This window comes from Helicobacter muridarum (genome assembly GCF_000765805.2).
Lineage (GTDB): Bacteria > Campylobacterota > Campylobacteria > Campylobacterales > Helicobacteraceae > Helicobacter_A > Helicobacter_A muridarum.
In genome coordinates this window covers 103,741-122,656 of record NZ_JRPD02000002.1, presented here as the reverse complement: position 1 = coordinate 122,656, position 18,916 = coordinate 103,741, and the positions used below count along the sequence as shown (strand labels likewise).

The 18,916-nt window shown below is 34.7% G+C and carries 14 protein-coding genes; 6 read left to right on the top strand and 8 right to left on the bottom strand.

The window, feature by feature from the left end:
• Nucleotides 1–26: 26 nt before the first annotated feature.
• On the top strand, nt 27–1,025 hold the full coding sequence (locus tag LS73_RS01500; RefSeq protein ID WP_034557136.1) for a methionine ABC transporter ATP-binding protein: 999 nt from the start codon (nt 27–29) through the stop codon (nt 1,023–1,025).
• A 49-nt stretch (nt 1,026–1,074) separates the two neighbouring features.
• Here the strand turns inward: LS73_RS01500 and LS73_RS01495 are convergent, their stop codons facing one another.
• From LS73_RS01495 to LS73_RS01480, 4 genes are read right to left on the bottom strand one after another with little or no spacing between them, the layout of a single operon-like run.
• On the bottom strand, nt 1,075–2,214 hold the full coding sequence (locus LS73_RS01495; RefSeq protein ID WP_052089502.1) for an efflux RND transporter periplasmic adaptor subunit: 1,140 nt from the start codon (nt 2,212–2,214) through the stop codon (nt 1,075–1,077).
• A 50-nt stretch (nt 2,215–2,264) separates the two neighbouring features.
• Complete coding sequence (locus LS73_RS01490) at nt 2,265–2,693, bottom strand: bactofilin family protein (protein ID WP_034557135.1); 429 nt, start codon at nt 2,691–2,693, stop codon at nt 2,265–2,267.
• Complete coding sequence (locus tag LS73_RS01485) at nt 2,597–4,264, bottom strand: M23 family metallopeptidase (RefSeq protein WP_081955500.1); 1,668 nt, start codon at nt 4,262–4,264, stop codon at nt 2,597–2,599. The genes LS73_RS01490 and LS73_RS01485 overlap by 97 nt, the downstream gene beginning before the upstream one ends.
• A complete protein-coding gene (locus LS73_RS01480) occupies nt 4,248–5,573 on the bottom strand; it encodes a Mur ligase family protein (protein WP_233708854.1) in 1,326 nt (441 codons plus the stop codon). The genes LS73_RS01485 and LS73_RS01480 overlap by 17 nt, the downstream gene beginning before the upstream one ends.
• 123 nt (nt 5,574–5,696) lie before the next feature.
• Here LS73_RS01480 and LS73_RS10105 point away from each other — a divergent pair, with 123 nt between their 5' ends.
• Together LS73_RS10105 and hemB are read left to right on the top strand one after the other, a co-directional pair.
• Nucleotides 5,697–6,488, top strand: coding sequence for a tetratricopeptide repeat protein (locus LS73_RS10105; protein ID WP_052089501.1), 792 nt, complete (start codon nt 5,697–5,699; stop codon nt 6,486–6,488).
• A gap of 196 nt (nt 6,489–6,684) precedes the next feature.
• Nucleotides 6,685–7,665 (top strand): porphobilinogen synthase, encoded by a 981-nt coding sequence (hemB, locus tag LS73_RS01470; RefSeq protein ID WP_034557134.1) that lies wholly within the window; start codon nt 6,685–6,687, stop codon nt 7,663–7,665.
• 116 nt (nt 7,666–7,781) lie between these two features.
• On the opposite strand, the gene LS73_RS01465 is transcribed toward hemB, so the two are convergent.
• From LS73_RS01465 to LS73_RS01450, 4 genes are all read right to left on the bottom strand, one after another.
• Nucleotides 7,782–8,192, bottom strand: coding sequence for a hypothetical protein (locus LS73_RS01465; protein ID WP_034557133.1), 411 nt, complete (start codon nt 8,190–8,192; stop codon nt 7,782–7,784).
• Nucleotides 8,193–8,206: 14 nt separating this feature from the next.
• The gene (gene flgE / locus LS73_RS01460) at nt 8,207–10,363 is read right to left on the bottom strand and encodes a flagellar hook protein FlgE (protein WP_034557132.1); all 2,157 of its coding nucleotides are present in this window, start codon (nt 10,361–10,363) and stop codon (nt 8,207–8,209) included.
• A gap of 161 nt (nt 10,364–10,524) precedes the next feature.
• Nucleotides 10,525–11,562: a type II secretion system F family protein gene (locus LS73_RS01455; RefSeq protein ID WP_052089500.1), complete on the bottom strand. Its 1,038-nt coding sequence runs from the start codon at nt 11,560–11,562 to the stop codon at nt 10,525–10,527.
• Between the two features lie 63 nt (nt 11,563–11,625).
• Nucleotides 11,626–13,479 (bottom strand): hypothetical protein, encoded by a 1,854-nt coding sequence (locus LS73_RS01450; RefSeq protein WP_034557131.1) that lies wholly within the window; start codon nt 13,477–13,479, stop codon nt 11,626–11,628.
• 125 nt (nt 13,480–13,604) lie between these two features.
• Here LS73_RS01450 and murJ point away from each other — a divergent pair, with 125 nt between their 5' ends.
• From murJ to fliD, 3 genes are all read left to right on the top strand, one after another.
• Entirely contained in the window at nt 13,605–15,296 is a 1,692-nt protein-coding gene (murJ, locus tag LS73_RS01445; RefSeq protein ID WP_034557129.1) for a murein biosynthesis integral membrane protein MurJ, read from the top strand.
• Nucleotides 15,293–16,744 carry a cysteine--tRNA ligase gene (cysS, locus tag LS73_RS01440; RefSeq protein ID WP_034557127.1) on the top strand — a complete coding sequence of 484 codons (1,452 nt, stop codon included), beginning with the start codon at nt 15,293–15,295 and terminating at the stop codon, nt 16,742–16,744. Before murJ ends, cysS begins: the two co-directional genes overlap by 4 nt.
• A gap of 140 nt (nt 16,745–16,884) precedes the next feature.
• Complete coding sequence (fliD, locus tag LS73_RS01435) at nt 16,885–18,912, top strand: flagellar filament capping protein FliD (RefSeq protein WP_034557125.1); 2,028 nt, start codon at nt 16,885–16,887, stop codon at nt 18,910–18,912.
• Nucleotides 18,913–18,916 lie beyond the last annotated feature (4 nt).

The following is an 18,916-nucleotide window of genomic DNA, read 5'->3' as shown; positions in this document are numbered from 1 at the left end:
CAATAAGTATTTATGAAAGAAATTAGATGATACGATTTAAAGATGTTGTAAAAATTTATCCTAACGGATTTTCTGCAATTAAATCCCTTAACTTATCTGTGTCTAAAGGAGATATTGCTGGAATAATAGGATACTCAGGAGCAGGCAAATCAACTCTAATCCGACTTATAAATAGTTTAGAATCACCTAGCAGAGGCAACATATATGTAGATAATATAGACATTACAACACTTGGAGAATATGAATTACAAAAAACTAGACAAAATATTGGCATGATATTTCAAAATTTTAATCTACTATCATCTCGTAATGTATTTGGCAATATATCTTTTGCGTTAGAAATAGCAGGATGGAAGAAACAAAATATTGCAACAAGAGTAGAAGAATTATTAGAGCTAGTAGGATTAGGCGATAAGGCTAAATTCTATCCTGAGCAGTTAAGTGGGGGGCAAAAGCAAAGAGTAGCAATAGCTAGGGCATTGGCAAATTATCCTAAAATCCTTTTATGCGATGAAGCAACAAGTGCTCTAGATACAAAAACAACAAGATCAATACTAGAATTGCTAGCAAACATTCACCAAAAACTTGGACTAACAATTGTATTTATTACACATCAAATTGAAGTTGTGCGTCAAATATGCAACAAGATGTATGTAATGAGCAATGGAGAGATTGTTGAGGAAGGTGATGTAGTGAATATATTTGCCTCTCCAAAACATGTAGTAACAAGAGAGCTATTATCATTCTTGCCAGTAGTGCCGCTAGAAGAAACGCTTACTCAAAATAGGAATAATGATGAAGAAATTTACAAAATTTCTTTTGTAGGCAAACATATTCACGAGCCTCTAATATCAGAAGTAATAAGTAAATTTAAAATAAAAATGAATATATTGGCTGGAAATATAAGCACACTGCCAGACACTGAGGTAGGACATTTGTTTATCGCCCTAAACAAGCATGAAGCAAACAAAGAAGAAGCAATAAAGTATCTCATGCAAAAACAATTAATTGTTGAGATAGTTTAAAAAGCAATCAATATATAGAAGATATACATAATAATACCCGTTGCTACTATTATGATTTATCATTGGCATTAGAAGAGCTTATTGACACTTCGCCTCCAACTTGTATTTTCTTTAAATTAGTAGTAATAAGCACATCGCCTTCTTTTAACCCATCTGTAATTAGAATCTCATTGTTCTTTAGTGTTTTTCCAAGCGTAATTCTAGCCATGCTAGCTTTGCCATCTTTTAAGAGATATACATAGCTACCATCTTTATCCTGCATAATAGTATTTTGAGGAATAGCTATGGAATCTTTTGTCTCAAACCCCTCTAGCCTAACTCTCACGAATTGATTTGGTAAGAGATTGTATTCATCATTATCAATAATAGCCCTAGCCTTGATCGAAGAAGTTTGAGAATCAAGAACACTATCTATAAAATCCACCCTGCCCTTTTTATCATACACAACACCATTGCCCCAAATCAAATCCGCCAAAATATTTTCTTTTTGTAACCCACGCATATAATAAAAATCATTACTAGGAATAGAGAATTCAATATAAATAGGATTTAGTTGAGTAATAGTTGCAAGAACATTGTTACTACCGCTCCTACCTACAAGGTTGCCTATATCGTAACCCCTCATTCCAATCCTACCGCTAATACTTGCTACCACATCCGTATACCCCAGATCAATCAATGCATCATCTAAGGAAGATTTTGCATTGGCAACGCTAGCTTGAGCAGCCTGATAATTATATAGGCTGTCGTCATGTTGATCAACAGTTACTACTCCCTGCTTGTAGAGCTTGTCTATTCTAGTCCAATCTTTAGTGGCCTTATTAAGATTTGCAACAGCTGATTCATACTGGGCTTTAGCCATATTTACTTTTGCAGAATACCGTGTAGAATCTATCTTAAAAAGCCTAGTCCCCTTCTCGACTATATCTCCCTCTTTGAAATTTTGCTCTAACAAAATTCCTTCTACTCTAGCATAAATATCTGCACTTTGAAGGCTTTTTAGTTTGGCTGGATACTCAAAGTCCAACATAATATCGCCTGAATGAATTACATAGGTATTAACAGGTACTGCTGTGGGCTTACTTTGCTGATTTTCTTCTTTGGAACATGCAGATAAGATAACACAAAAAAAAGCAAGCAAGTATCCAAAATAACGTAGGACTATGCTTTGATTTAATAAAGACAACATCTATTTCCCCTAGATTCAGTGAATTATAAAAACAATGCATTAGGTATTTTCTATAGATCCTTAGTTTTCAATTTCGTTGGTTCTATCTTGGCTGCACCACTTAGGAGCTTAATATCGTCTTTTTGGGCATTTCTTGATTGACCTAAAAATATACCCTTTCTCTCAACAACAAGCTCGTCAACAGTAATCATTCCTTCTAATCTGCCACCGGGCATAATTTCCACAATCTCTGCTTCAACATTGCTAACTACCTTTCCGCTTACAATGACTTTTTGAGCAAAAATATCACCTATTATTACACCAGTTTTCCCAATCATAACTGTATTTTTAGAACGTATAGTCCCTTCAAATTCACCATCTATTGTTAGATGATAATCAGTATTTATTTCACCCTTAAACTTAGTGTTGGATGCGATAACTGTTGCGACATCTGCCTCATCCCCATTAGACTGTTTATTAACTCCAGCAAAGAATGCCATGGTACTCTCCTTTCTTTATCAAAAATTAGATTAAAATTTTGCATATCCCAAGAAACGAAATTCATAGGATCAATTGGTTGCCCTAAGAATCTAACTTCATAATGTAAATGCGGTCCCGTGCTGGTTCCAGTAGATCCAGTAAGAGCGATAAGCTGACCTTTTTTGACAAACTCCCCTCTTTTAACTTTTACATCATTTAGATGCGCATAACGGGTATGAAAGCCAAACGAGTGGGATATTTTCACAAGCTTACCATATCCACCATTATCAACACTTTTAGCTAAATCTACTATTCCATCCGCAGTGGCATATACTGGAGTATTCATAGGTGCTATTATATCTACTCCAGCGTGCATACGGTAAATATGCAATATAGGATGATGCCTCTTGCCATATGGAGCAGATAAACGAAGAGGTATTTGCAATGGACGTCCATTAGGTATAAAATTCATTATAAAATGCTTTTGCGCAGTAGCCATAGAAGTAGCATAAAACTTATTTATTATAAAATAATCTACATTATTTACTAGTCTATCATCATACATAAGTCTACAGGAATCATTAAAAACATTTTGTGGTATTATAGTCATATTGTATTCACCATCTCTAATAAAGCCATTATTAATATTATTAAATCTAGCACCCACCAAAGCAAATTCTTCGTTTTTGGCTTGCACTGCCATTTTAAGCCATTCGTTATATTTGCGCACATCCATATATTCTTCATTTAACACTATAATATCATTCAACGCCCAAATCAAACTCTTTATATCTATATCAGAACTTTGATTCAGTTCAAATATAGATGAAAAGCTCTGTTTATCCCAATTAACAAACAAAGAGGTATCTATATCATCATTTAAAAACCTTACCTCATAATATAGGCTTATATGATTCTTACCCGGACTAGCTACACTAAGCCCTAATACATCCCCCTTGCTAACAAAATCTCCTTTTCTTACTTTCACTTTATCTAGATTCATATATATAGTGCTAAATCCATGTGCATGTGCAATTCGCACAAGATTCTTATAGCCATATTTTTGATTACCGTCATGAATAAACTCTACAACACCAGCAGCAGTAGCCAAAACAGGTTCACTCTTAGGCGTATAGTAATCATATCCAGAATTTAATATATCCTTTACAGGATTTGAATCATATAATCTGCGCTTGGCTCTTTGCTTCATCTCAAATAAATCTAGTGGATTGCCATTTGGAATAAATTGAAATATCATGGACCTTTGAACATTGGTTAGCCTGTCTAAATAAAAATCATCATAACTTATCTTATCATTATCGTCTTTGATACACCAATTATACAAGTCTCCATCATTGATTCTTGATATAGGGAAGTATTGGGATTCGTTTTTTATATTGGCTATATATTTGGTATTATTGGAAGTATCTTTCTTTACAATCATTGCCATAACAAAGTATCCTCCAATTACAACACAAAACAATCCTGAAATACCATACACAACTACTTTTTTTACAATCTTTGTAACAATAAATGGCTTCAAAATAGTTTTATTGAGAATAAACATCAAAAATCTATTTTTTTGAGCCATTTACCTTATACCCCTCACGGTTTTGATACCAAAGTAAAAAACTCTCAACCAATGAAAAACTTCCAAAGACCAGATATTTTTTATCTGAATTAAAAAAACTAGTCATTGATTCTACCAGACATTTGCTAAAATGTAATAAATTTTGTTCATAAATGCTAAAAACCTCATAGCCAATCCCCAGTCTATCAATATCTTTTATAATTGACTCTTGAGGTAAAATTCTTTGATGTTCCACTGCAAAAATCACAATCTTCTCCACGTAATGTTGAAATATTTCTAAAATTTTTGAAACTTCTTTACCCTTGTAACTGTTATAGATTAAGATAAATTTTTCTCCATTACTAAACCTTAACATTTCATTTAGTGCAGCTTGTGCAGCCATCTCATTATGTCCTACATCTAACATTATTTGTGGGTTAAATATCTCACACCTAGCCCGTAATTTAAGGGGCGAATTGGTAAGATTTACTTTCTTGACATTTATATTAATATATTCAACCACAAGACTTACTAAAGCTAAATTTTCCTGCAAAAACATAGGCAAATCATTCTTATTGCTAGATAATCGCACTAATTCATGTTGCATATCGCTAGGTCTTAGATAAGAAATATCGCCAAGCTTATTATTAGCATAATATCCACTAGCAACAACTGATCCAAGATTGGAAAATATATTAAGCACATCGTTATCTTGAAAATGCACAAAAATTCTGCCTTGCGCTGCGCGAAGCTTAGTTATTGCAATGCTTTGTAAATCATTTCCCAATAGATCTTTATGATCAATTCCTATGCGCGTAAAAATTGTAACGTCATAATCTAGCACAGAAGTGCTATCGTGCTCTCCGCCAACTCCAGCTTCCATAATGAGAAAATCGCTATCCTCTCCCAACACAAAAGCTAGGAATGTTGCATATTCAAAATAACTAGCCCTGTTAATAAAATCAAATTGCTGTAAAAATAAATGTGCCTTTTGCAATTTATCGCAGTCTACAACATGATCGTCAATATAGAATCTCTCTGAAAAGTCCAATAAGTGGGGGGAAGTAAAATGTAATATTTTGTAGCCCGATTCAAATAAACTTTGTGCCAAAAACCTACCTGTGCTGCCTTTGCCATTTGTGCCTATAATGTGAATATTAAATGATTTCAAGTGTAAATGTGGTTTTAGCAAAAAGAAAATTTCTCTAGCTCTTTCTGGCTCAAAGTAAGTATATTCTTGCTCTTTTAAAACCATATAATCATAGATATTTGGAATCTCATCTAAACTATTTTTCCCACAATGGCTAATACTTGCGAAATCATTCAACATAACGCTTCCTTGCAATTAAACTATCAATATTTAAGTCTACAAGATTAACAAAAATTACTAAGCTTTTTATGCTAGAATAAAGACCTTTATGTAATTTTCATCAAGCCACAAAAGGGGGCTAGCTTGCATAATATTTACCACAGATTTATTATACAAATAATATGCTTCCTACAATATATCAAATTCCACAACCTTAAAATATGGCTTAAGGTTGTTACCATATTATTTATATCTATATCTCATGCTGAACAAAATTCAGTCCAAGATTCTGTGGAGGTTATTCGCATTGGTCCAGATTCTACTGTTTCCTCAACCACCACACAGCCAAAAAAACCAAAAAGCTGGGAAAATCTTGATGTATTAAATGTATATGAGATTCGTGGAGTTCAAGATTCTAAAACAATGCAGAACCCAACAATAAAACAATCCAAAGCAAATCAACCCTCATATACTGTTAGTGATGAGCTTAAACATATGATAACAAGATGCACTAATAATGACAAAATAGCCTGTCAGCAAGCACTAGCTTTTGCTGATAAACATTCAACCCAATGCAATCTAAATAGCACAGAAGTATGTCGCACATATGCAAGTATATTTCTCATACATAACCAACGTCAAAAAGCACTTAATGCAAGACAAATAGCTTGCAATGGAGATAATGCAACAGCATGCATTGAAGCTTGGCAGCTACACAAAACGGGCAAAGGAATAAAAAAGGATTCAAAGCAAGGCTTTGCATTACTTAAGCGATCATGTGATTTTAAAAATGCTGATGCTTGTTATGAGCTAGCTGAAACATATCGCACAGGAATAGGAGTGGAACTAAATCTAAGAAAAGCAAAGGAGTTATATAGCAAATCATGCGACTTAGGAAATTCTGATGCTTGCGATGCGTATAACGAGTTTTTATAGAAATAGAAACTTAAAAATATCTAAACTCAATATGAAATACTAATAATAATCAAGTGGTATAGACATGCTTAAACTTTGCTTTAGTCTAAATTTACAAACCAAATAAGATATAAACTACTAAATTGCAAACAAGACAGTGACAATATTGCTATGTCGCAAGGTTTATTAAGTCAATACAAATAAAAGGGAGGATTCTATGTTATTTAAACGCAAAAGACGCACTCGTATGAACAAAGTAACCAGAGATATGTTGAGGGAAAATCACTTAAACATACAAGACTTCATATACCCGCTTTTCATAGTAGAAGAAAGAGAAGCTAAAAATGAAATGAAATCTATGCCCGGTGTATTTCAAATGGGGCTAGATAATATCTTAAGAGAATGCGAGGAACTACAAAAACTTGGTATCTTTCATGTTTTATTGTTTGGAATTCCAAATAATAATAAGAAAGATTCAAAAGGGAGCGAGTCATATAATGAAGACAGTATTATCCCAAGAAGCATTAGAAAGATTAAAGGTGAATTTCCAAAAATGTTTATTAGTGCCGATGTGTGTTTTTGTGAATATACGGATCATGGGCATTGTGGAATTATAGATACAAATCTAAATACTGTTCACAATGATTATACATTACAAATACTTTCCAAACAAAGTCTAGTATTAGCACAAAGTGGAGCAGATATGCTAGCACCAAGTGCCATGATGGACGGACAAGTATTTACAATGCGAAAAACCTTAGATTCTAATGGATTTGCCCATATCCCTATAATGAGTTATTCCACTAAATTTGCTAGTGCATATTATGGTCCATTTCGCGAAGTAGCTCAAAGCACACCTAGTTTTGGAGATAGAAAAAGTTATCAGCAAGATCCATGTAACCGTAGAGAAGCAATTCTTGAAAGTCTTAATGATGAGGAAGAGGGGGCTGACATTTTAATGGTAAAACCAGCTTTAGCATATATGGACATAATTCGGGATATCAGAGAAAAAAGTCTATTGCCAATAGCAGCCTACAATGTGAGCGGAGAATACGCCATCTTACAGGCAGGTAAAAAGCTAGGAGTAATTGATTATGAAAAAGCAATGCTAGAAACTCTTTTAGGCTTCAAGCGTGCAGGAGCAGACATCATAATTAGCTACCATACCAAAGAAGTAGCAAAGATTTTAAACCATTAACAAGCCCAATAATACAATAATCAGTATATATCAGAGATTATTCAATCAACACAGAATGTAATATTCAATGGAGAAAACGCACTACAAGATACAATTAAAATAAGAATAAGCTATCTTCAAGTTTGCTTAAATGTCTTCATGCTTTTCCACTCAATGGGAATCTTTAGCTCTATGTTTGAAGATGTATTAGGGAAATCATACCTAGCCCTATATAATGTCTTCTCAACTTCGCTAAATATAGTAGTCTCACTCAATCCATCTGTCTTATGTAGTATATTTATATTCTTTAGACTTACATCTTGGCTACATATTACTATGCTGGCCACAACACTTGCCACATATCCATTGTCTAGCCATTCCCTTGGATAACGTATAGCATTGTTTACAAGATAACGATATAGGGCAAAATTTTGCTCCACTTGGGTAAATTCAAGACTCTTTTGTATGTTATATGGGAACTTAGCCCACTTTCTCTCTTCGATTTTTTCTGCCGCACTACTTGCTAGCATTGCCAAAACAATATCCATATTCTACTCCCTATCTACTGCTTCAAGCTTAATAATGTATTTAGAATTTGATCAGATGTTGTAATAGCCTTTGAGTTTGCCTGAAAGCCTCTTTGCACTACAATTAATTGTGTCAAAGCCCTACTCAAATCCACATTACTCATCTCAAGTTTAGAGCCGCTAACTCCACCCCTGCGACCTGTATTTGCTGCACCAACAATTGGTTCTCCGCTATTGCCTGTTTCAGAAAATATATTATTGCCCTCTGCTTGTAACCCAGAGCTATTAGAGAAGCTAGCAAGTGCCACTTGAGCTAAAGCCAATGTTTTGCCATTGCTAAATGCACCAAGTAATGAGCCATTAGAATCAAATCTAACGTCCATCAAATCGCCTGCATTATAGCCATTCTGTCCAATATTATATGTTTCGGAACGTTTATCCACACTAGTTAGCCCATCAAAGGTTTGATTCTTACCAAAATTAAGTTCAATTCTTTGCGGGGCTTCAGAGCCATTCTTAGGATCAAATTGCAGCATAGGAGGATTCATGCCCGCTAAACTTCCATCATTGTTAAAAGAAACTCTGCCGCCCTCAAGAATATTTGGATTGTCCGGGCTACCTCCAACAAATTGTGCTGGCTCTGGAACAATAGCCCTAAATGTCCATTCCTTGCCACCACTTTTTGTAAATTCAAAACGAATAGTATGTTTACTTCCCAAACTATCAAATAAATCTACACTAGTAGCATGCCTGGCATGTGTTAGCTTGCCGCTAGCTACACTGGCCCCACCCTCAATAAGCGATGCCGTATTTAACGCCCTCATAGTATCTCTTAGTAGAATGTTAGTGGAAACCTGCCCAGAACTGTATGCACTAGCAGTTATTTGAAGATTATCAGTTGTGCCATCATCATTGTCTTTATTTTGAATCTCAAACATACCATATCGATTAAGAGTTACGCTAACTGTTGCTGTGCTATCTTTGTATGGGACACCAGGCGTTTTAATCATGTTGGCATCATATTGCATTAACGCACGTAAATCCTCTGTGGTTTTAAATTGCCCTGTTGTAGAATCTGGATCATTTGACTTTGTATAGCGATATCTAAATGCTGTAATATCCTTATCACCCTCTACAAAGTTGGAAAATGCTCCTGTGCCGCTTTTGGTAATAACAACGTTTTTTGTATTAACATCACCGTCCATTTCATTTCGATTCTCAAGCCTTAATTGTCCATTATCAACATAAGCTTCAATACCGGTTTTATCCCTTACTGCATTGATTGCTGATACTGCAGCAGATATTGTGCTGGTTCCAGAAAGAGCAGAATCGTTTGTAAAGCTAACTTTTTGCCCATTTATAAAAACTACACTTGGCTCCTTAGTAGCTACTACATTATTGGTAAGCCTAGATGTTCTATAGCTCATCCAAAATCCTTGATTTTCACCAATGGCAAAGGAATCTCCATCAGCATTAAACAATGCCCCAAAGTCTTCTCCCAATTGAGTAAGATTGCCCTTTGAATCATATTTAGGGCTAATCCCGTCTGCTGCAGTATACGTAGTAGAATCTAATGCAGAAACATTTACAACATCATCTACATGTCGTCCTGCACTCAAATTTGCCCTTAAAATAACCTTACTTGTAGGGCGAGCAGGCATAACCATACCAGGATCTACTTGAATGCTCTCAAGAGGACCAGTGTTATCAACCTTGAAAAACTCGTTCTCTGTCATCGTAGAACCAGCACCTTGGTCTATCGGGGGTCTATTCCAACCCTGCACAACAAATCCGCCGTTTGTTACTAAATTCCCTTTAGCATCAAACAAAAATTCGCCATCTCTAGTGTAGTTTTTCGTTTCACCTCTATCCCTACTAATGATAAAAAATCCATCACCCTCAATAGCTAAGTCTGTTTTTACATCTGTGTTTTGTGTGTTCCCCTGTGAAAATACTTTTGTAGTGGCATTGATTCCAACACCCATACCAACTGAAAAATCATTTTGACCTCCTAGTCCATTTTTATAGGGGGAAGTAGCTATCTGTTTGACCTGTGACAACATATCTACAAAAGATGCACGAGAATATTTAAAGCCAACTGTATTAACATTGGCTATGTTGTTGCTCTCAACATCTAATGCAACTTGATGAGCTTGCAACCCGCTAACACCTGACCATAATGACTTTAGCATACAAATCCTTTAGAGTATAGTTTGAGTGGTAGAAGCAAAATTGATTCCAATTGTAAACTTAATAGCACAATTTGAATAGTTATCTTGAAAAGTTGCAATATATATTGAAAGCAAGTCTGAACTAAAAACTATAAGATGTAATATAAATATAAAACAAAAATTTAGCCCACCACATCAAGTAGCCCCCACATAGGACTAATAATGGCAAAGGCAATCCAAGCTACAAATATCCCAATTAGCATTATTGCAACAGGTTCTATTAATATGGAAATATATTCCAGGGCATTGTTATATCTCTTCTTATAAAATTCTGCATTAAGCTCTAATGCCTTGTGTAACTTTCCGCTTTTTTCTGCACTCTGTATTAGACCCATATTAGCAATACCAACCTGAGAATCGTGCAAAGATTGGCTAAATGGTATGCCACTATTAACAGAATCTAACACAAATGATATTTCATGTCTTAATATAATGTTTCCTACCAATTTGTTACAAATGCTCAAACTCTCATCAAATGGAACTTGACTTTTTAAAAAATAGTGCAATCCTAAAAAATATCGATATAACTCATAATCTTTGATAATATCGCGCAAAATGGGACAATTAAGTACTAACCTATCTCTAATTAACTTGCGACTAAGAAAACTCCAAGCTATGCCAATTATAAGCAAGATAAAAATTAATATCTGGACATAATAAAGTGACACAGCTTCTCCAATGTATATAACCATGCGAGAACTAAGCCCTAATGTCGCACCCATATCTTTATAGATTGAAGCGAATTGAGGAATTACAAACAAGGAAACAGTCATGAATACCAAAAATGTGGAGATTATCAAAAAGCATGGATATATTAGGGATTTAAAAACCGCGCGATAAAACTCACCTTGTTGTTGTATCTCTTTAGCACATAGCTGGCACATTTCTTGCATTTTTCCGCTTTTTTCCGCAATATGAAATAGTGCTACAACCAAGTCTCCACAAAGCTTTCTATGCTCATCTATCGCGCTTGTGAGAGGGTTACCTTTATCCAAGGCAACTTGCATACTATCCACAAAAGCAATATTTTCTTCATGGATAAGATTGCTTTTAATAGATTCTAAGAGGTCTAACAAACCAATACCAGAATCATAACCAAAACCTAACTGCCAAAATATTGTCTCTAGCTCTGTTATGCGACTAATAAAATTGGATTTCATGTCCTATTCTTTAACATACTGCTAAGTATTATAATAAAATATACATCTTACTAGAGTTTAGAGTTAATGCAAATCTTTATCTAGGTCTCCATCGTCATTGATATACACATCAAACATTTCAGAGTCTTTAGCAAAGATTCTTTTCTCTGAAGGTGGATATCTGCGAGTAAGGACAATAATATTATTATCTTTCCAACCCGATTCTGTTGTAACTTTTGCTTCGTTTAATAGCTTCTCTGTATCTTCTCCCTTGTGTGCATTTTCTACAAGCACTTTTTGAAGTTTATTGGCATAGTCTTTTTGCTCTTTAATCTGCCTAAGTAACATTACATAAAATCCCAAAGTCTTCTTAGTTCCAGCCTCAAGCTCGAATCCCTCTTTCTTGCTACGATCTATAAGAGGTCTTAGATTCTCTATGATTGGCTTAATCTTATGTAGCTTATTGGCTAAAGACTTACAATGTGCTACCCTAGCTGCAATATTGCTCCTTAATAATGCATCTCGCTGAATAATAGTAGATAAAATCTGCCTTTGCTGCCTATCAGCAAATATATCAAAGCTTATTTGGTTTTCACTGCCATGCACAGCCTTTAGGTGGAGCTTTCTGCTAAATTGAATAGAATTATTGGAATGCATCTTAGAGATTACAACATCGCTACCCACAATCCTGCCCCCCTGGGTATTAAGAACATTAACATTTTTGCCATATATCTTACCACCCTCTAAATTATCTACGTCAATACTATTGCCATGCAATATACCCTTATGAATGGTAATGCTAGCTTCTTCAGCATATATCAAGGCACTTTGATGAGTTTGTCCACTAATATTTAATTGCTTACTGCGAATAACAACTCTTTCTCCTATGTTGCCTTTTATATTTACTACTTCAGCTTCTATTATAGCACCTATTTGCACCGCATCTTTAGAATTGTCCTTACAATCAACATCAATTTCTATTCCTTTAAGATATCCGCCAAGTATACAGCCCGTCTTAACGCTTACTTGTTGTAAAGTTACAATATCCATGAGGCTTATATCCGTTTCACCTAGACGAACTATCCCCTTATCTTGAGCCTCATATTTGACAACCCCGCCCTCTTCTGTTTTTTTTATACCAGAGCCTGCTTCTGGTGGGACTTTATATCGAAAGTGCATTCCAGCTGCCTGATGATCTTTGGAAACCTTACCATTATTATCATCTGTTTGCTGTGGAGTATTCATGGAAATTTGTTTCATATCTATGAATTCACCTTTTAGGTTTCTTCCTGACACAACAATTGGATCTTTCAAGAAAAACCCAATAGGCTCACCTTCACTAACAGCATATAACGCCCCTAAAATAGCATCTTCTTTATTTTCCTTGCACCATCTCTTTTTTAAGAGATTGGTAAAACCTTTGTGTGTGTTAGATGGTTTGGAGCGTAAGAAAGTAAATCTCCTCTCCTCTACAATAGTGCAAGGAGGATTGAAATTATCAGCAATAATTTTTTCTATACGAGACCTCATAGACTTGCGACTTACGATAATTACTTTTCTTTGTATAAGAGAGGAAATAATGAAATCTGATAATTGGGGAATATAATTCTCACCATCATCAACTAAGAATCCTTCTTTTAATATAAGCGTTGCTTCTATGTGTCTGCCATTAAATGTGAAACTTAATTTGGAGAAATCATATTCACTTGGAGTAACCTCTACATCAAAGATTTGATATATCTCCTCTTTAGTCTGGTCATAGTCATCTTTAAAAAAAGATTGAGGTAGCTCTGTGTCATCTTTCTTAAGCAATGTTCGAACTGCCGTCACGTGAAAATTACATTCATTAAAACTCAAGTCAGAATCTGTACAAAACTGCGCTAGCTGCCTAGTCCAATCTTTGATTCCTCTAATCTTCTTTGTTGAAAAAAATTTCATCAACACCCCAAATGACATAAAAATTAAGCTAAAATATGAAGTTTTTTCTAAAGCCAACTTCAAAGATATTAATATTCAACCTTGTTAACATTCTACCATTTTTTGAGTTAAAAGTGTAATTTTCAATGTATAAAAAAGATTCGCAAGACAATCTCTATGAGCATATAAACAAATCCATATCCAAAAGATCAAATCCTCCTAGAAAAAAAAACAAACTCACTAAATTTTTCTTAACCAATGCAAGCGGTATCTTCATATCTAGAATCTTTGGTTTTCTGCGCGATGCCATGCAAGCTTCCATCCTTGGCACAAGCATTTATAGTGATATTTTCTTTATTGCATTTAAGTTTCCAAATATGTTTAGACGAGTAGTCAGCGAAGGAGCTTTTGTGCAAAGCTTTTTACCATTCTTCCTTAGTGCCAAAAATAAGGGAGCTTTTAGCGTTAGCATATTTAGTATTTTTATATTTTTGCTTTTTATACTCACAACATTAGTGATGTTATGTGCACCATTTATCACTAAGATTCTAGCACTTGGGTATGATTCATCTAGAATCTCCCTAGCCCTACCGCTTGTAAAAATACACTTTTGGTATCTAATCCTAATATTCATTGTAACATACCTTAGCACATTGCTACAATATAAGCATATCTTCTGGGTAAATGCCTACAATACAGTATTGCTCAACCTGTCTATGATATTTTCTATGATATTTGTTCAACTCACGCAAATAGAATTATTAGAGGCTGTATATATGTTAAGCTATAGCGTGCTTATTGGTGGGGCATGTCAAATTCTAGTTCACTTCTACCCCTTATATGCCTCAAAAATGTGGCGACTACAATATGTTGGACTTAAGAGACTAAGACAATGGAAACAACAAGGCAACCTTACATTCAGAATCCACAAAAAACCATTTGGAATTTACTTTGGTAAATATGATGATTTTGCCGCAAAACAAAATTCTTTAGATAAAAGTATGTATATCAGAGCAAAAAGAAATATTCTTAGATTATTGTCTGATATAAGATTTTTTTTTAAAGCTTTTATACCAGCTATGCTTGGTGCTTCAAGCGCACAAATCATTGCTATTATAGATTCTAGTCTTGTAACATTACTGCCAAATTCTGATGGAGGTGTAAGCATATTAAATTTTGCTAATCGGGTATTTCAATTGCCACTTGCCTTATTTGCGATAGCCATTTCTAGCACTCTTTTTCCAATGGTAGCAAAGGCAATAAAAAATGGAGATTCCAAAGAAGCAATGCAAAATCTCAAAATGGCATTCTGGTTTCTATCTATCGCTCTCACAATATGTGTGCTGGGCGGATTCATGCTTAGAAATGAGATTATTTGGTTACTCTTTGAAAGGGGCAACTTTACAAGAGAGGACACAATCCTAGTAGGCTATGCTTTTATTGGCTATATGGTAGGGCTATTGCCATTTGGTCTTGCAAAAATATTTTCTCTTTGGCTCTATGCTAACAAACAACAAGCAAAAGCAGCAAAACTTTCTGTGATTTCACTTTTAGTAGGAACTACTTTAGCTGGCATATTTATACTAATAATACGCTATGTAGAAATAACAAATGGAATTATTTGGGAATTAAGATATTTTTTCATAGCATTATCTGGTAGTATAGGTGGAGTTGTTTTGCTTTTACTTACTATCAAAGAATTTGGTATCGCCAATTTTTCAGATATAATTAAACATAAAAAATATAGCCTGATACTTTTTGTCCTGCTATGCGCTACATTTATAATATTAAAAATTTTTACCTATTTCGTATCTATTGACAACCAAGGAGAAACATGAAGATTTATGATTCCCATCTAAAAGAAAAGGTTAATTTGGTTCCACTAAAGCCTGACGAAATCAGAATCTATGTTTGCGGTCCAACAGTTTATGATAACGCACACTTAGGACATGCTAGAAGCGCAATAATTTTTGACATATTGGCAAGATTCCTAGAGATACTAGGATATAAGGTAATAATGGCAAAGAATTTTACAGACATTGATGATAAGCTAATTAATAAATCCTTGCAAACAAATATTCCTATAGATAATCTAGCACATACATATATACAAAGTTATTTATCAGACATGCAATCCTTAAATGTGCGCCGTGCAGATATTGAGCCAAAAGCAACAGACTTTTTAGAATCTATTTCATCATTTATACAGGTTTTACTTGATAAGCAAATAGCATATAGACTTCCAAATGGGGATATTTGTCTTGAGGTTGCAAAGGATTTAAAGTATGGAAATCTAAGCAATCATACACACGATGATAACACCATACATAGAGTAGCTGTTGAAGATGGCAAAAGAGATTCAAGAGACTTTGTGCTATGGAAGGCATACAAAGGAGAAGGTGACATAGGTTATGAGAGTATTTTAGGCAAAGGTAGACCGGGCTGGCATATAGAATGCTCGGCTATGGTAGATTCTGTGTTATCATATAATGATAAACAATGTTGCATTGATATTCATGCGGGCGGCGCAGATTTATTCTTTCCTCATCATGAAAATGAAGCAAGCCAAACTCGTTGTTATACCAATAAAGAAATTGCAAAATATTGGATGCACAACGGATTTGTTACAATCGATGGCGAAAAGATGAGCAAGAGCCTAGGAAATAGCTTTTTTATTAAAGACGCTTTAAAATCCTATCATGGTGAAATAATACGAAACTATCTCTTAAGCACACATTATAGATTACCATTGAATTTTAATGAAATTGATTTATTGGCTTCTAAAAAGAGATTAGATAAGATATATCGCTTAAAGAAAAGATTAATATTTACTCCAAGCATAGCAATAGACATAAAACCCAAACAAGGTGAGCTAAAACAATTATTAAATAAATGTGATGAGACATTTAGGGAGAATTTCATATTGGCACTAAGTGATGACTTAAATGTGTCATTGGCATTAAGCGTTATTGAGGAATTCTTAAAAGAGGCAAACGAATATCTAGATTCCAATCCAAAAGATAAAGCATATAAAATTAAAGTTTGCGCTAACTTGGAGCTCATAGATATTGTATTTGGCTTGGGTAGTCTAGACTTTTTGACATATTTTCAACTAGGGGTTAGTGCTAAACAAAAAGAATATATTGAAGATTTAATTAATAGGCGCACCAAAGCAAAGCAAAGCAAGGATTTTGACTTAGCCGATTCAATTAGAAAGCAGCTAGAGAAAGAAGAAATATTATTAATGGATAAAGCTGGTGGAATTACAGAATGGGAAAAACTATAAAGAAAATATAACCATAAACACTTAAGCCCACCCCAAAGCTAAGATATTGCATCTTAAAATATAATTTTATTTGTCGATATAGATATTGGAATGTAAATTTCTTATTAACTAAGATGCAATTACCATTCAAGGAGGGTACTATGGCTGGCAAAATCACTTCTCTTGGGCTTGGAAGCTCCGTATTAAATGCTGATGTCATAGATAAGCTAAAAAAAGCCGATGAAGACAACTTAATAAAGCCTGTCGATAAAAAATTAGAGCTTAACCTAGAAAAGCAAAAACAACTTGTAGAGATATTCACTGCACTATCCACGTTAAAGGGACATACAAAAAGACTATCAGACTATTCAACATTCTTAAATAGAAATGTGAATGTATCTGGCGATAGCATAAAGGCTACTGCAGCAGCAGGGATTCCTATACAAGACATAGGCATAGAAGTTAAAAGGCTAGCAAAAAGTGATATTAATGAAGTGGGAACAAAATTTTCATCAAGGGACGATGCCTTTAGCAATGAGGATACCACGTTAAACATATACTCTAATGGCACAAACTACGATATACAAATTAAAGCGGGCATGACACTAGGAGAAGTAAGTCAAGCAATCACAGATTCTACTAATGCCAAGATTATTGGTGTAATAATGAAAACAGGCGGACAAAAGCCATATCAACTAATGATAAATGGCAAAGAGACAGGAGAAGATAATAGAATCTACTTTGGCACGGTGCTAAAATCAGAACGTGTTAGCGACTTCCCATTCAAGCTAAATGGAGAAAAAGATTTTTATGTAGAAATTAAGGGCAGCAATGGACAATTGCAAAAAATTTCACTAGATATTGATGTAACCGACTCAGTATCTGATGCACCAGAATTTATTCGAGAAAAGCTTAGGGACGCGCTACTAACAAATGAATTTACCAAAGAACTACTAGAAAATGGAGACATAAATATAGGACTAGGAGATGGTGGTAAATCTTTAATCATAAATGATAAAAGGGGATACAAAGTAGCAGTAGGTGGAGAGAATATAGGTAAACTGGGGTTCTCACAAAAGGAATCTCAAACAAAAGATCTATATGATGGAACTAATGCGGTAGCAGAGGGACTATTAAGCGGTTCTTTTAAAGTCAATGGAACAGAAATTAAATTAGAAGAAATAACCAAAAAAGAAAATACCGCAAAGGAAAATGCAGAGGCCATCGTAGAAGCATTAAATAAAATTGAAGGCATAATGGCTGCTACCAAAGATGACAAAATCACGCTTAACTCTCATAGCACAACAATCGATGTAACAGGAGAAGATTCCGTATTAAATAGCGCGGGGTTAAAGGCGGGGAAATATACAGACTTTGCCGTGTTACAAAAGAACGTGTTAAAAGCAAAGAATATTCAAACAGCATCAGATTCTGAAATGAGCTATAACGGTGCCACAATCAAACGGCCTAGCAATACCGTCGATGACATCATAAGCGGCTTAACTATCAATCTGCAAAAAGTTTCTGAAGAAGGTAAGTCAGATACAATTAGCATAACACCTAGCACAGATGAGATTCTAAAAGAAGTGCAAGAATTTGTGAAGGTATATAATGATACCGTGCCAAAGCTTGACGCTGTTACAAAGTTTGATCCAGATACAAAGAGAGGTGGTGTATTTAATACGGAATCAATCATAAGAAATATAAGACCAAATCTAAACCAAGCTATAACACAACGCATAACAAATGGATTAGATGTCAGAAGCTTAATGGATTATGGGATATCCCTTAATGACAAAAGCGTAATGTTCCTAGACGCAGGAAAACTAGCAAGTGCAATTAGTGCTGATCCAGAAAAAGCAAAGCAAGTATTCTATGGAGGCGAAATAAAAGATAGCTCGGGAAAACTTAATCAATATGATGGAGTTTTTACAAAAGTAAATAAAGTTCTAGCCGATTTAGTAGAAGGTGGAAACGCTAAGTTAAAAACCTTTGAACAAACACTTGAAAGAGAGTTAAAGAACTATAATTCCGAAAAAGAAAAGGCAAAGAAAATGCTAGATGCTAGATATGACACTATGGCACAACGATTTGCCGCTTTTGACGAACAAATAGCCAAAGCTAACAATTCTTTCAATGCTGTTCAGATGATGATTGACCAAGCCGCCGCAAATGACAAAAAGAAATAAGGAG

Bases quoted from the DNA above. Each gene is read 5' to 3' on its own strand.
- flgE (WP_034557132.1), bottom strand. From the start codon at position 10,363: ATGCTAAAGTCATTATGGTCAGGTGTTAGCGGGTTGCAAGCTCATCAA.
- LS73_RS01480 (WP_233708854.1), bottom strand. From the start codon at position 5,573: ATGTTGAATGATTTCGCAAGTATTAGCCATTGTGGGAAAAATAGTTTA.
- murJ (WP_034557129.1), top strand. From the start codon at position 13,605: ATGTATAAAAAAGATTCGCAAGACAATCTCTATGAGCATATAAACAAA.
- LS73_RS01450 (WP_034557131.1), bottom strand. From the start codon at position 13,479: ATGAAATTTTTTTCAACAAAGAAGATTAGAGGAATCAAAGATTGGACT.
- LS73_RS01465 (WP_034557133.1), bottom strand. From the start codon at position 8,192: ATGGATATTGTTTTGGCAATGCTAGCAAGTAGTGCGGCAGAAAAAATC.
- LS73_RS01500 (WP_034557136.1), top strand. From the start codon at position 27: ATGATACGATTTAAAGATGTTGTAAAAATTTATCCTAACGGATTTTCT.
- fliD (WP_034557125.1), top strand. From the start codon at position 16,885: ATGGCTGGCAAAATCACTTCTCTTGGGCTTGGAAGCTCCGTATTAAAT.
- hemB (WP_034557134.1), top strand. From the start codon at position 6,685: ATGTTATTTAAACGCAAAAGACGCACTCGTATGAACAAAGTAACCAGA.
- LS73_RS01455 (WP_052089500.1), bottom strand. From the start codon at position 11,562: ATGAAATCCAATTTTATTAGTCGCATAACAGAGCTAGAGACAATATTT.
- LS73_RS01485 (WP_081955500.1), bottom strand. From the start codon at position 4,264: ATGGCTCAAAAAAATAGATTTTTGATGTTTATTCTCAATAAAACTATT.
- LS73_RS01495 (WP_052089502.1), bottom strand. From the start codon at position 2,214: ATGTTGTCTTTATTAAATCAAAGCATAGTCCTACGTTATTTTGGATAC.
- cysS (WP_034557127.1), top strand. From the start codon at position 15,293: ATGAAGATTTATGATTCCCATCTAAAAGAAAAGGTTAATTTGGTTCCA.
- LS73_RS01490 (WP_034557135.1), bottom strand. From the start codon at position 2,693: ATGGCATTCTTTGCTGGAGTTAATAAACAGTCTAATGGGGATGAGGCA.